The 14,450-nt window shown below is 45.7% G+C and carries 10 protein-coding genes; 1 reads left to right on the forward strand and 9 read right to left on the reverse strand.

What is annotated here, in order from left to right:
* Positions 1-54: 54 nt before the first annotated feature.
* The 9 genes from A587_RS0118410 to A587_RS0118450 form a co-directional block, all read right to left on the reverse strand.
* On the reverse strand, positions 55-954 hold the full coding sequence (locus tag A587_RS0118410; protein ID WP_017218777.1) for an SMP-30/gluconolactonase/LRE family protein: 900 nt from the start codon (positions 952-954) through the stop codon (positions 55-57).
* 7 nt (positions 955-961) lie between these two features.
* Positions 962-3,328, reverse strand: coding sequence for a family 20 glycosylhydrolase (locus A587_RS0118415; RefSeq protein ID WP_232288092.1), 2,367 nt, complete (start codon positions 3,326-3,328; stop codon positions 962-964).
* Between the two features lie 7 nt (positions 3,329-3,335).
* Positions 3,336-4,289, reverse strand: coding sequence for a sugar kinase (locus A587_RS0118420; RefSeq protein ID WP_017218779.1), 954 nt, complete (start codon positions 4,287-4,289; stop codon positions 3,336-3,338).
* Positions 4,286-5,716, reverse strand: coding sequence for a sodium:solute symporter family protein (locus A587_RS0118425; RefSeq protein ID WP_017218780.1), 1,431 nt, complete (start codon positions 5,714-5,716; stop codon positions 4,286-4,288). The genes A587_RS0118420 and A587_RS0118425 overlap by 4 nt, the downstream gene beginning before the upstream one ends.
* A 37-nt stretch (positions 5,717-5,753) precedes the next feature.
* Positions 5,754-6,140 carry a RidA family protein gene (locus A587_RS0118430; RefSeq protein WP_010375634.1) on the reverse strand — a complete coding sequence of 129 codons (387 nt, stop codon included), beginning with the start codon at positions 6,138-6,140 and terminating at the stop codon, positions 5,754-5,756.
* A 29-nt stretch (positions 6,141-6,169) separates the two neighbouring features.
* Positions 6,170-7,636 (reverse strand): N-acyl-D-amino-acid deacylase family protein, encoded by a 1,467-nt coding sequence (locus tag A587_RS0118435; RefSeq protein ID WP_017218781.1) that lies wholly within the window; start codon positions 7,634-7,636, stop codon positions 6,170-6,172.
* Positions 7,636-8,508, reverse strand: coding sequence for a MurR/RpiR family transcriptional regulator (locus A587_RS0118440; protein WP_017218782.1), 873 nt, complete (start codon positions 8,506-8,508; stop codon positions 7,636-7,638). Before A587_RS0118440 ends, A587_RS0118435 begins: the two co-directional genes overlap by 1 nt.
* Positions 8,509-8,521: 13 nt before the next feature.
* Complete coding sequence (locus tag A587_RS0118445; protein ID WP_017218783.1) at positions 8,522-9,748, reverse strand: amino acid deaminase; 1,227 nt, start codon at positions 9,746-9,748, stop codon at positions 8,522-8,524.
* Between the two features lie 106 nt (positions 9,749-9,854).
* On the reverse strand, positions 9,855-13,073 hold the full coding sequence (locus tag A587_RS0118450) for a TonB-dependent receptor (RefSeq protein WP_017218784.1): 3,219 nt from the start codon (positions 13,071-13,073) through the stop codon (positions 9,855-9,857).
* Between the two features lie 548 nt (positions 13,074-13,621).
* Between A587_RS0118450 and A587_RS0118455 the strand changes: the two genes are divergently transcribed.
* A complete protein-coding gene (locus A587_RS0118455) occupies positions 13,622-14,440 on the forward strand; it encodes a hypothetical protein (RefSeq protein ID WP_157234678.1) in 819 nt (272 codons plus the stop codon).
* Positions 14,441-14,450: the final 10 nt, after the last annotated feature.

Below are 14,450 nucleotides of genomic sequence, written 5' to 3' on the forward strand. Positions count from 1 at the left end.
GAGCTGCCAGCTACCTATCTTTAATTGCTGATGGCTAATTTACACTGAGCCGAACTATTTTTCTCGTCCTGCAAACTCCACCTCAGCCATCTCGATAGCGCCGCGTTTTTGCAAGGTAATAAATAAGCGTTTACCCTCCTCTCCGTCAAAAGCCACGTTGGTCGGGTACTTGCCTTTAAGCTTAATTTCTTTAATTAACTTGCCCTGAGGTGAAACCACAGCGACAACACCAGCGCCATAACGGGCGATATAAAGATTGCCTTGGTTGTCCGTGCGCATGCCATCTAAGCCAAAATCGGTAAACGAGATAAATAATTGTTTGTTACTAATATTGCCTTGTTCATCTAGCTCATAGCGCCATACTTTACGTTGCACGCTTTCATTCACATAAAGCGTTTTATTGTCAGGGCTAACTTCTATGCCATTGGTAGTGCCCATATCCGCTTCCAATAGGGTTACCTCTCCACTTGTATTTATACGCCAAAGGTTACCGCTGCTGGCTTGCCAATTAGGATCGCTGGCGAAAAGAATTCCGTTATCCATTATCGCAAGGTCATTAGGCTGATCCATGCGATTATCGTGAGCAAACACCGTCACGGATTGTGACAAATCACCACCTTGAGCAAGTGCCGCTTTGGTGACTTTAAGCACGTTATGATTGACGTAATCGGCTATATACATATTTCCTTGCTTATCAAAGCGAATACCGTTACCAATAGAGCCATTTTTTAACGTCAGCAGGGTTTCGGTTTTACCTTGTGCAGTCACTTTACCAATAGTGCCTTGCTGCTGATGGTTAACCGCATATAGCACGCCTGCATCGTCCACCGCAGGTCCCTCAATACCTTGCGTGAAAACACCATCCGTTATCCAATCTTGTGTATCTACAACCGTGTTGGCAGCTACATAACCACTGCTCTGTAGCAAAAATAAACTGAGTATGACCTTTCTCATGAGTTTCCTATTTACAATGAAGGAAAAGCGCTCGAACTGGATATATTCCTGTTATGACCACTTCATCCGTTAAATTTTGCAGCGCTAGCAGTTGGCTATCGAGGTGCGGAGCCTGTAAAGCCCCTTTACAAACCTCAAGCACTTGCTGACTCAATGCAATAAACTGCGTCACCTTTAACGCCGTTGAGTGTGCTTCTGTAAGTTTGGGACTTTGCTGTAACAGTGTTAACGCCTCAAGCCCCGCTTGCCAGCGTTGCAATATCGCGCCAATGTACGCTAAGACAGTGTTATCACCAGCGATATAGCTTGCGACTCGCTCCTCAAGCAGCCTCACCTGACGGCTTTCAACCGCAACATAGTCGACAAATTTATCAAGCGCTGCAAACTGGTGGTACTCGTCGTTTAAGAACTTAATATGGTGACGCGTGTAATAGTGACTTGGCTCTATAAGCTCAGCAAGATGAGTGAGTAATGCAAGCGTAGCCTTGCGCTTTGGCCCGTCTAAGGTTGTGCTGATAAGCCTATTAAAACCCACTTGTTGCTGCGTTTTATGACCTAAGCCAATCACGTTATGTGCAAAATCGCTAATATGATCCAACCGCGCGTACATCTGCTTGCTATCCGTAAGCGTTTTAGCGGACCATAAACGCTCAGCAATCACAAAAAGTCGCGGCCATATTCTGACATCAAGATTATGTTCGGTGACCATTTCGCTCCAAATGGTCGCCTCGCCACCTAAAATACGTCCGTCGTTTACTTGGATCAACGGTGTTGAAACCTCGACAGGCTGTGGTTTTTCAAGCGCCTCAAGTGTGAGCGGATAACGGCTATTACCAATCATTACCGCGCCTTGTTGCTGCGCTGTATCAAACTCAAACTGTAACGGTCCCTTCCAACTATCCATGGTAGCGGTAAATTGCTGAGTCTTGTTAGTAATTGGCTTATCTGTTTGTGCTAGCTGATGGCGGTTGTTATTAAGCTTTATAAGTACTTGTTCACCCAACACCACAAGCTCCCCTTTGACTGCGCTACCTTTTAGGCGTGGGATCGTAAAGGCTAAACTTAATACTCGCGGTTGAGTGAGATCCACTGTCGGTAGCACCGGATGTGGGTCGTTACGGTAATGAAATGATGAATACTGCGGCTGATCAATATAAAACCCGGTTGATAAAATGCCTTGATAACCTGCTTCTGCAATTGCATTTAACGAATCATGACCACGCCAAGACTGCACGACAGTATCTTTAGGCAACGCCGGATGAAAAATTTCATCCCACCCCATCATCACACGTTGGTGCTTAGCGATAATCTTTTGTACACGAGTATTAAAGTAATTTTGCAGGTCATGACCGTCTTTCAACGCATGTTTTGCCATTAGTTCCTGTATTTCAGAGTTTGCCAACCAATGCTCAGGCTCTACCTCGTCACCACCAATATGCAGGTAGCCATCTGGAAATAAACTCGTCATCTCAGCCAGTAAATCGTCGATAAAGGTGTACACATCAGGACTTGCGATATTGAGCAGGGGCTTAAATACTCCCCAATGGCGCTCCATCTCATAAGGTTGCGCTTTAGTCATCAGCTCTGGGTAAGCGACGGCAATCGCGCTTGCATGCCCCGGCATACCAAATTCAGGCACCACGCGGATCCCTAAAAAGCTTGCATACTCAATCACTTCTTTCACTTCTGATTGACGATAATACAATCCGTCTGAGGCCAGTTGAGTCAGCTTAGGAAACACCTTACTTTCCATTCGCCAGCCTTGGTCATCAGTTAAGTGCCAGTGCAAAACGTTTAGCTTTGCCGCAGCCATACCATCGAGTTGGCGCTTTATTGTCGCGATTGGCATAAAATGGCGAACACTATCAATAAGTAGCCCACGCCAAGGGAAACGGGGACTATCGCTGATAGCCGTGTAAGGGAATGTTAACTGACCCAAGACTTTGCTCTGAGCTAGTTGTAACAGGCTAGCAAGACCATGCTGCGCGCCGAAAACGGAGGTTGCGCTAAGCACTATTCCACCCTTTTCAATTTGAAGCTGGTAGTCTTCTGGCATATTCAGCTGAGGAAACTGTAACTCGGTTTCGATATTTTCCACGCGAATGATTAAGTCCGCTTTGCCATCTTTTACTACCCGTAAAGGGATAGGTTTTCCAGTAATGCGCTCAATGTATTGCTGCGTTCTGGCGAGCAGAAAAGCCTGCCTTTGCGCACTAAAGCCGTGCATCGAAACCTTGATTTCGTTATCAAACACCAGCGAGCCCTCGGCCATACTCACATGTTGTGGCATAGGCATAAGCGACAGTGGCGTGGCCTTTGCAGCTAAAATCGGCAACAACACGATGAATAAAAAAAGACTAAAGTACATTCTCATAATGGCACTATTCCTGAGTAACAAGCTTTGGCAGAAAATCGGCGGATATAATCGCGCCGTGATGCTGGATCACCTCGGCGGCAACTTGGTGTGCAAAGCAAGCAGCCGTTTGCAAATCACAACCTTTCAGCCAATGCGCTAAAAACCCTGCCGCAAACGCATCTCCTGCACCACAGGTATCTAAGATAAGCTGCGGCGCTATGTTTTGCGCCGCGATATAAATGGGTGAATAATTATCAGGTGACACGAGCACGCATGGCTGAGCGCCTTGGCGAATAACTAAAAGTTGTGAGCAGTGCTTTTGATGCTCTGCGATTATTTCGTCCACATTTGCGGTGCCATACACTGCATATTCGTCCTCGTCGGTTAAAAATGCGATGTCTGCTAGCGCCATTACAGCCTGATAACTCAATTTTGGGTTATCACTACGCCAAAGGGTTTGGCGATAGTTGTTATCAAAAAAGATGAGCCCACCTCGGTTTTTAAACGCAGCTAACGCCTCAAATAAGTGCTTTCTCTGCGACTCATCTAGGATGGCAAGGCTTATTCCAGAGAGATAAATTGCATCAATCTCCTTGTTGTGAAGTGCCTGAGTTAAGGTTTCATCACGGTTAAAATACTGCCTTACGGGGCTATGTTCACGAGCAAAGGTAAAGCGTCGCTCTCCTTTCTCATCGAGCGTAGTCCAGTACTCGCCAAGTGCGCTATGTGGTTCAAGCACAATATAGTCTTGTTCGATATTCGTGTTTGACAACATATCAAGCAAGTTTGTACTGGCCTTGTCCGTACCAATGGCGCTAGCAAAACTGAGTGTTATGTGGTTATCGTTGCTTTGCTTGAGTAACTGAGCCAAGTACCAAGCCGTGTTAAAAGTATCACCGCCAAACGAGCTAGTCCCGTCTGCTCTATGCTCCACCATGCACTCACCAAAGCACACCAACTGTTTTATTGCGCTTTTCATGATGCCACTTCCGTTTTTTCAGACGATGCGGTTTCATTGGATTTTGTCACCACACTCGTCAATACGCCAAACACCAAAGCACTGAGCAGCGCAGGAATAATCGGGTTACCAAAATAAGCCAGCCAATCGTCGTGCATACCAACGAGTAGGGCAGCAAAGGAACCTGCCATCAAGGTGACTAAACTGCCTTGCCAAGTATAACCTTGCCAAAAGCGCCCCAATAACCCCATAACACAAAGCCCCGCTAATACAACGGAAATCATTTTGGTGATATAGCTGATAATATCGCTCGACAACACCGCCATAAATAATGCCAGCGATACGGTAGTCAACATGGCAATACGAGAGACCAAAAGCGGATTGTGTGGCGCAATATTTCCCTTACACCAAGTCAGATAAATATCAGCAACCAACACACTCACTCCAGCAATGGCGTCGGAGCTGGCACTAGAAAGCGTTGCGGAAATACCCGCCAATAAAATAAAGCCGCCAATCAACACTGGCATCGCCGTTAACGCCAAATAGGGAAAAGCAAATGAAGGGTTGTCTAAACTCGAGTTAACTGCATAAGCACCGATACCAATCACCGCAGGAATACATGAAAACCCTAAATAAAGTAATCCCGAGATAATAAACGAAGTACGAATACTGCTTATGCTTTTGGCGGAGTAGATCCGCTGCCTAAAGGATGGTGTTGCCAATACGCCCACCAGCACCGCCAGCGCCATTGAAATAGCAGGCAACAAACCAATATTATGATATGAAAAGAGCCCCGCTCCCGCTGCAACCGAAGCACTGGTTAGCGTTTGCCAACCACCAATCACCTCGACTACAAAGTAGGTCATCAACAAAAAACCCGAAAACAAAATAACGGCCTGAATTGCATCCGTCCAGACTACCGCCGAATATCCGCCTAAGGTCACGTATACCGCAAGCCCCAATCCAATAACCAGTTTTGCACTGGTCTCATCTAGACCAGTGAGCCAAGCTAAATACATGCCCCCGCCAATCAAATGTGCGCCTAGCCAGCCGACACTTGCCGCGTAAATCAATATCGCTAAGAGCTTTTTAACGACTTGATGACTGCCAACATAGCTCGCTAACTCTTCACTCATCGTCGCAAAGCGCTCAGCCCTAACCGGCGCAAACAACCAAGCCAGCAATAAAATACCTAGCGCGCCGCCGATACCATAAAGCGTGCCCGCCCAACCGTGTTGATAAGCAAAACCTACCGCCCCCATCGACGAGCCGGTGCCAACCATAGTGGCAACGGTGGTGCCTAACGTCAGCATCAGCGGTACTTTTCGCCCAGCTAATAAATAGTCGCAATTAGACCGCTGCCACCGAGATGCCAGCCAACTCACGATTATCATGGCAGACAAATACAACAGAAAAATAAGCAAATACATTTGCTGACTATCCGTCATGCTTCTCCTCCTATGAACATTGTTGTTCGTATAACGTCTATTCGCCTTTGTAACAGGTGACATCAACCTCAACTTTACAGTCCACGACTAAGTCGGCCACCATACAAATTCGCGCAGGAGGATGCGCTGAAAAATACTCTGCAAAAACCTTATTAAAGGACTGAAAATATCTTGCGTCAGTTAATACCACAGAGACATGCATAACATGCTCAAGGCCATAACCCGCCTCGGTCATAATCGCGATGCAATTTTCGATGGCCAGACGCGACTGCTCAACAATGCCGCCCTCAACCACTTCACCATCTCGCATTGGCGTTTGCCCCGAGACCTTTAACCAACCGCCAGCTTCAACTGCTCGCGCAAAGGGTAAGTGTTGTCCACCAGTGCCCGTGCCGCCCTCAGCACCTATTCTTCTTATTGTCATGTTAACCTCTTGATGATTTTTGATTTTTATTAGTTTTGACGCGTTAGAAATCGTCCTGCTCGGCCGAAATCGACAATGGTGTCTGCATTCGCGCCCTCAACGTAGCTGAGCTTGCCATTCACCCAAACCTTGACAATGCCTGAGGCAAGTTGTTTTGGATTGCTGTAACTTGCTTGGTCTAGAACCCGATTGGGGTCGAATAACACCAGATCGGCGAAATAACCAATTTGAATATTGCCACGTTGCCGCAGCTTAAAGCGCGCCGCTGGCAGCGCTGTCATTTTGTGGATAGCCAATGCCAACGGCAGCGATTGTTGTTCTCTACAGTAATGCCCAAGCACCCGTGGAAATGTCCCCCACAGTCTCGGGTGCGGATGCGGATCGCACGGCAAACCATCAGACCCTACCATGCTGTGTTCATAACTTAAAAACCGCTGCACATCATCTTCCAGCATACAGTGATACACAGCACCCGCTGGCTGCAAGCGCTTTGCCGCTTCGAGCTGAGGCACTTGCCATTGCGTGGCAATGTTTGCCAAGCTTTGCTGTGCAAGTTCTGGATGAGACTCCGACCAAGTAATAAAAATATCCGTCTCCTCGGTTACCTGATTAAGATCTAAGGTGCTTGAACTCGCGGTGTAAGGGTAGCAATCGCAGCTCACTGGATGTGTTTGCCTATGCTGTTCAAAATGCGCTAATACCTCAGGCGCTCTGCCCCAATTCTCTCTACCTGCACATTTTATATGTGAAATAACCAGCGGCAGTTTGGCATGCTCTGCCGTTGCAAAGGCTTCGTCCATGGCTCGGATGACTCCTTGAAATTCCGTGCGCAAATGCGTGGTATAGATACCATCAAATGGTGTAACAACCTCGGCCAACGCATTCACTTCAGCTTGACTTGCCCCCTTAGCATTGTAATAAGCAAGACCTGTACTAAATCCTATCGCCCCCTGCACCATCGCTCGATGCAGCAAGGTTTTCATCTGTTCAAGTTCTTGCGTATTGGCGGCTCGAGATAAATCCGTCATGACCTGCGCTCTGAGCGTTGTATGACCAACTAACATGGCTAAATTTACACTCGGAGCGGCGTTACTAAAGGCATGTTGATAATCCTGTAGTTCACGATAGGCGAATTCTGATTGCTCCCCGAGTAAGTTAATGGGGTCGAGCGGCGCTTGATTTGTACAATAAGGCACTGCGCTAATGCCACAATTACCGGCAATGACGGTGGTGACACCTTGGCTCACTTTGCTCAGCATATGTGGGCCTCGCAGCACTTCAAGGTCATCATGGGTATGTACGTCGATAAAACCCGGCGCGAGCACTAAGCCCGTGGCATCGATGCATTGCCGTGCTTGCAAGTGGTTGCAGTTACCAAGCGCAACAATTTTGTCTTTGTTAATCGCAACATCCACCACTTGCGCTTCAGAGCCTGGTTCAAAATACACCGTCGCGCCTTGAATGAGGGTATCAACATAAAGAGATGAGCTCAGCATTAATCCCCCAGCGGAAAGCGTTTATCGGCAGGTGGCATATTGCTGTTTTTATCTCGATGCTGATCTAACTGGGTTTTAAGACGTCTGAGTTTTTCTCTTGAGCGCTTTTGATTACGGATGGCAACTTCGCTCGATAAGATATCCACCGCCGCCATCATGGCATAGCGTGCAGCGCTGGGCTTAAAGATGTAATCACTTTCTTGAGTTTTGATAGGTAAGTGGTGATCGGCAATGTCCGCCAAGTCGCTCACTGGGCAAATAGCAATAACCTCTGCACCATACTCTTTGGCGATAAGCGCCGCCGCTTTCACATCAGGAGAAACACCACTAAGCGAGAGACAAATCACCACATCCCCTTTATTCACCGTCGCGGCAACCATGCGCATCATCATGGGATCGGAGTGAGCATTACTAAGTACGTCCAAGCGAAATAAGCGATTTTGGCATTCTTGTGCCATCAGGCTGCTACCACCACCAACCCCAAAAATTAAGCAATGACGTGTGGCACAAATCACTTCACTCGCCTGCTCCACCACAGCTTCATCGATTAATCCCGCATTGAGCGTGAGGATCTCCTTAATAGAGGTATAAACATGAGAAATCTTTTCTTTTTCAATTGGCTCAGGATTTGTAAAACGCTCACCAATTGCGGCTGATTGTGTTAGCTGAAACTTAAGGTCACGTACATTGGTGCAGCCTAAGCTACGCGCTAATCGCGTAATGCTGGCGTGACTGACCTGCGCTTTTTCAGCTAGCTCGCTAATAGATGCGCTTGCAGCAAAGTTAAGCTCGGCCAAAATAAGCCGAGCGACTTTTTCTTCTGCTGGGCTAAAGTGCCCCAAACCTTCCTTAATTTTGCTAATAATGTCCACAGCTTCGCCTCAATTAAAAATAGGTAGAAATGGTTTGGGTGATCACCCAATCTTGCTCGACAACACCAATTTGTCGCCACTTATCAAAGGTCAGGCAAGGATGAGAAGTCGAAAAGCAGATCATATCGCCAACCTGTACCTCGCACCCAGATGCAATACTTACCATAGCATGTTGATCCATGATTGTTTCGACCTTTGCCGCGCAGCCTAATGAGCACAGCTGCTTTGACGTCGGAGAGTAGATCAGCTCTGGTGTGGGCATGCCAGCATCAAATGCGACATCCCTTTTACCCATACCAACTATCGCGACGCCCGGCTCTGGAGTCGAAAGCACGTAAGCCCATATGCTTAAGCTCGACACCAAGCTTTCCCCCAAATCGCAAGCGAGGTTGCTCCGTGATAACACCGCGTGCTGCGCATCCTGATAGATCCCGGTATCGTGAATAAGGTAGCAGCCGGGACGGATCACAAAACGAAATTGCTGAGCCTGTTCACTTTTGTTTAGTGTCTTTGTCACAACATCGTACCAAGCGGAACCCGCCCCCGTGATAATAGGTAAGGTCTTTGAAAATGTGTCTTTTTGTAGTAAGTCTGCCGCGGTTTTTATTACTGAGCTAACAAATGTGGCTATCCTTTGTTCGGCATTATCACCGTGGATCACGCCCTCATAAAATCCAATGCCTGCTACCTCTAAGCTAGCATACTGTTGGCATACATTGACTAGCTGCACTAACGTTGCAAGATTGCGCCAACCAGCGCGACCACCTTCAACCCCCACCTCGAGTAAAATAGAAATACGCAGCGAATACTGAGTAAAAAATGTGCCTAAGGCATGGGCATTTGCAATAGAGTCAACAAAACAATAGAGCTCAACGTCAGTATCAGTAAGCATGTTTGCAACTTGCTTCATATGATATTCGCCAACAAGTTGATTCGCTAAGATCACTCGTTTTGCGCCCGCGACTATGGCCACGGAAACTTGTGGCACAGTCGCTACCGTGACGGCCCATGCGCCATGTTCAAGCTGTAGTTTAAATAGCGCTGGTGACATCGTCGTCTTGCCGTGGGGTGCCAATAACACTTGGCTTTCCTTTGCAAAATTCGCCATCCAATTCGCGTTGTGGCTGATGGCGTCTTGCTTTATCACTGCAACTGGCAAACTTACCTGCTCTGCGAGAATATCCCAGCCGCCATCTTCTAGTTGCTCTGGGTCGCCAGTGCCTTTCGCTAATATTGCCATTGTTTATTCAAATCCTTGAGTTTAAACATTAGTTCCCCACGTCAAAATAGCACATTGACTCACTGCGATTGGTATCAGGCCAAGCTGCACTTGGCCTTTGCTGACATTAAAAAGTCGCACGGACGCTCAATGCAAAACGTCTATCCGTGGTAAAGTTGAGTGCCTGCGTTTTTGTCCCAGCTTGGTCCATCTGATACTTGGTTTTGGTTTCCGTATCCAATAAATTGCTGGCTTCAAAACCCACTTTCCAATGGTCGTTGATGGTGTAATACAAGCTTGCATCCATCATACCTGAAGCCTCTGCATAGGCAGGGACATACTCTTCAGATTCCCTAAGTGTGAGCAAATACTCAGAGCGCCAAGTGTATGCAAGGCGAAAAGAAATATCCTCGTACTCATACATACCAATGACATTAAAGTTTTGGTCAGAGTAACCTTGTAGCGGCAAACCTCCAAATACTCGGAAGGTATTACGATTATCGCTCAGCGGGTTACCATTTTCATCGAAACCAAGCGTGCCTTTAGAGACTTCATTTGGATCTTCAAGTCCATCTTGATCGATATAGGTAAAGTTAAGTTGCAAACCTAAACCGCTCCATGCACCCGGTAACATGTCGTAGAATTGTGAGTAGGAAAACTCCATTCCACGAATGGTGCCAGAGCCCGTGTTAGCGGGGCCGTAAGCAGAGACATCATAATCTTCGCCGCCATAAGACACATCAAGATCAAAGGCGCGGCTACGGATTATATTATCTAACTTTTTGTGGAATAGCCCTACCGTCACATAACCTGCGGACGCGAAATACCATTCGGTAGTTAAATCGGTATTGATTGCTTCTTCAGGCTCTAAATATGGGTTCCCAGAAAGCGCGGTTAGACTGATATCGTCTAGCCCAACAACAGGGTTAGTTGCCTCGTCGTAATCAGCGCCGGGAGTTTGTAGCACGCGAGTGTAATCCAAGTTAAGAATACTGATATTTCTGGCATCAACTAAGCTTGGGTAATACAGCGCTTTTGATGCACCAAATCGCACCACTACGTCTTCTGATACACCAAAACTCAAATTTAAGCTCGGAAGCAAAGTGCTATAATCTGTGCCATCAACGGTACTGAGTTCGGACTCTCCCCCTGCAATGTCGTAATATCGCTTATATTCTGCCTGCTGCATCACATTATTGAGTGATGTCCCCTCTTCACCACGTTTGATGAGAGCGGGTTGCACCAAAGCGCCCGTAGACTCAAGTTGATAGTTTACGTAGCGCAGACCAACGTTGCCCACCACAGGAATGTCTTGAAACTCGAAGTCAAAATCACCGCGAATGTAAAATTCAGTACGCTTCTCGTTAGTCGAACTTATATTGTGCGCAGCGAATGGGCCTTCAACGCGATTGGGTTTGTCTTCATAAGGTACATAAGTGCCAGAGCATGTGCCGTTGTTTGCCGCACTGTTGGTAGCATTGTGCCAACCATCACGACAACCTTGGCGCAAAGACTCGGCGTAGTTTTTCACCAATTCCATACTTGGGAACAAAAAGTTATTGACCGGCCCCTGTAACACTTGACCATTGTAATAATCTGAAAAATCAACGCGCTCAAATAATTCTGGACGATTTACCGCCGCGGCGGCATTTCGGTCATCTTGGATCCATGGGGTGCCAATTGCAGACCAACCCTCGTAAGCCGTATCTCGTACGGTTAGGTCTTTATCTGACATATAAAAACCGGAACTAACACTCGTGAAATGGCCGTCTAGCTCATACTTAAAATCCAGTTTAACGCTGTCTGATTCTGCCGTATTGCGCTCAACCTGCTCCATACCGCTGCCCAAAAACAGGTTAGGTACAGGTCCATTCCAATCTTCATTGGGTGACCAACCTGCCGTTAGAATATTGTCACTGAGAAACTCTACTGTCGGCCTTGAGCCACGCATATCGAGGAAATAAGGCGAGACAACGTGGACATGGTTTCCCCGTGTTTGACCCGACATACTGTAGTTTTGCACTTCTTTGTCGGAGTCGATCCGCTGGTAATCAAAATCGACAGTCAACCTATCTATTGGTTTTAACGTTAGCTTAAATGAAGTGTCCTTCACGGTATTTTCGTTGTAATTCCAGCGGCTACGATAAAAGAACGGTGTTTCTGGGCTCACGCCAAGAGCGATACCGGAAGTCACAAAACCATCATCTGTAGTTAGTGGATGGCCACTTTCCGTACTTTCAGTCCAATTTTGTGAAGACCCCATAAAACCTTTAAAGCCTTGAGCTGCTTGCCCTATTTGGCGCTCGTTCCACTCAAGAGACGCTTCTGAGCGAATGTGCTCTAATGTCGCAACTATGGTCTCATCGGCATTTGCCCACTGCAGTGAAGAGGTTAAGCCGGTACGTTCACGATCATTGGTTGCCGTGCTCATATGGATAGCGACAGGCACATGCCATACACTGCCAGCTGGTTGCTCTGGTAAAGCGGGGCCATCCACAGGCGATGATGGATCAACACCTGTTATGCCACCCCATTGATCCAAGGTAGGAATAAAGGAATCGCCTCGAGAGTGGAAATTGCCAAGGCCAACACCATCTCCTCTAGTTTGATATTCTGATGAAGAAACTGCAATTAAAAATCCGAACTTACCTGCACTGGTTTGCCAACTGTCGGAAAACAGCGCTGAAAACGAAGGCGTCACTTCTTCTCTAAAGTCGCCATAATTGGCCTTTGCATTGAAAGAGATAAGCCGCTCATCAGAGTCAAATGGTTTGCGGGTGATGAGGTTTACCGTGCCGGATATACCGCCTGAAATAAGATCCGCAGTCTGGTTTTTAACCACTTCCACTGCGCCTAGCAATTCAGCAGGAAAGTCTTCATAGCTCAAACCGCCTGACGGATTTGCACTAAAAGCGTCTCTGCCATTCACCTCAGAGCGAACCCTGTCTAGGCCACGAACCAGCACGCCGGTACCTTCATCGGCATAATGTTTAGGGTCATCGGATGATGCAAATCGCTCAATCGTAACACCCGGTACACGCTGTAGCGCTTCAGTCACCGATTTGTCTGGTAATGCCCCGATATCTGACGCCGTAATTACGTCTTTGACCGTATCAGCGAAGCGCTTAATGTTTTGGGCGCTATTGATACTGCCTCGGATCCCACGAACTTCAATGACTTCAACCGCTTCATTCTCAGTAGCAGATTTGACATCGCTGTCATTTTGACCCAAAGTTTCAGCGGCAACCCAAAGTGGAGAAAGCCCAAGAAGTACTGACGAAACCGCAAGGCTCAGTTTGCTTCGTTTAGGGTTATGTTTACCAATATCGGTGACTAGTTTTGACATTTTGTTGTTCCTTTCTTCTTTTTAAAAACCAGTGAAAAAGCCGGCAATGCCATCACTAGCACCACAGCCCAAAAACCTACCGCACAGTGATGTGCTCTAAACGCCCCAACACATCACATGTTACTTACTAACAAAAAACCAAGATTACAATGTTACTTTTTAACATTACATACTAAAAAGCAAACACTTTTTTGCGAAAATTTGGATGTTTGGACTATGCTTTTGAAATATAAGGAATTAAAATCAATAGCATTGTACATATTTAAGCAAGATAGCAAATTATAATACAGCGAATGGTCTCCAATGGCCCATCTCATGACCGATTTTGATCTGAATCTTGAAACTAAAAATTCATTGCCAAAGAAAAACTAAGCTACATGGAGCTGCATATGTCTTAGTGACAAGTTTTAATACCTACTAAGACAAGAAATTTTCGCTCGCCATTCATATAACAGCTCTGAATTATAACTATTGAGCGTAACCACTTTACACTATCGTACTTTATGGAATATGATTTCAGAATCAAAAAAATCATAAAATATATAAAAATGAAAAAATATATATTCCACCTAATATCCGCATTTATTTTTATTCTTGTATATCTAGGTATAGAAGTTGCCATAAGATCACACACGTTCCATATACTTGAAAGAATGGGTGCCTTAGGAAGCTGGGTCAGTGGCGTTTTAGCTTTAGCAGTATTACCCTATATAATGTTCGAGTTTTATAATAATAGAAAAATTGAAGCTGCAGAAGAACGGCTCAAACTCGCAATTGAGCTATCCCCTAGACTGCATGACTCTTATATAATTATACTTTCTCGTTGCCTGCTCAGCTTTATACACATTAAAAGAGAAATAAAACTGCGCCCACTAAACCACAATGAGAAAAAAAATAAATATAATGATGAGGTAGATGCTCTACTAGAATATAAAAGAAAGGAAGATGTTACCAAACGTTATCTTATGCAGCTTGAAAATGACTTTTCTGATTTTAATGAAGCATTTAGAGAAACTGACTTTCAAACAAAAAAGCTCAAGATTAGTTCCCCTTCTTTTTTTTCTAAAATAAAAAGAGAAATTGATTTTTATTCAAAATTCCACGGTCATGTAAAAGAGTTTAAACTTGTGTTATCTGAAACTACGTTAGGAAAAGGATCTTATACTACAATAGGGTTATTCTTTGACAATCAACTAAAGACAACGGAAGAAAATAAATTAAGATTGTTAATAAAAAAACTTGAAAAAGAACCAGAATTATATAATGAAGAAACACCAGCAATACACATCGCCGCCAAACACCTTGAAGACGATATAAAATCTATTAAATCCAACACTAAAAAAATAGAAGATAAATTAAGCTTATAGAATAAATTAA

Source organism: Pseudoalteromonas sp. NJ631 (assembly GCF_000276645.1).
GTDB classification, from domain to species: Bacteria; Pseudomonadota; Gammaproteobacteria; order Enterobacterales; family Alteromonadaceae; genus Pseudoalteromonas; species Pseudoalteromonas piscicida.

Coding starts and splice junctions, on each gene's coding strand:
- A587_RS0118425 (WP_017218780.1), bottom strand. CDS start 5,716: ATGACGGATAGTCAGCAAATGTATTTGCTTATTTTTCTGTTGTATTTG.
- A587_RS0118455 (WP_157234678.1), top strand. CDS start 13,622: ATGAAAAAATATATATTCCACCTAATATCCGCATTTATTTTTATTCTT.
- A587_RS0118410 (WP_017218777.1), bottom strand. CDS start 954: ATGAGAAAGGTCATACTCAGTTTATTTTTGCTACAGAGCAGTGGTTAT.
- A587_RS0118435 (WP_017218781.1), bottom strand. CDS start 7,636: ATGCTGAGCTCATCTCTTTATGTTGATACCCTCATTCAAGGCGCGACG.
- A587_RS0118420 (WP_017218779.1), bottom strand. CDS start 4,289: ATGAAAAGCGCAATAAAACAGTTGGTGTGCTTTGGTGAGTGCATGGTG.
- A587_RS0118450 (WP_017218784.1), bottom strand. CDS start 13,073: ATGTCAAAACTAGTCACCGATATTGGTAAACATAACCCTAAACGAAGC.
- A587_RS0118445 (WP_017218783.1), bottom strand. CDS start 9,748: ATGGCAATATTAGCGAAAGGCACTGGCGACCCAGAGCAACTAGAAGAT.
- A587_RS0118430 (WP_010375634.1), bottom strand. CDS start 6,140: ATGACAATAAGAAGAATAGGTGCTGAGGGCGGCACGGGCACTGGTGGA.
- A587_RS0118415 (WP_232288092.1), bottom strand. CDS start 3,328: ATGAGAATGTACTTTAGTCTTTTTTTATTCATCGTGTTGTTGCCGATT.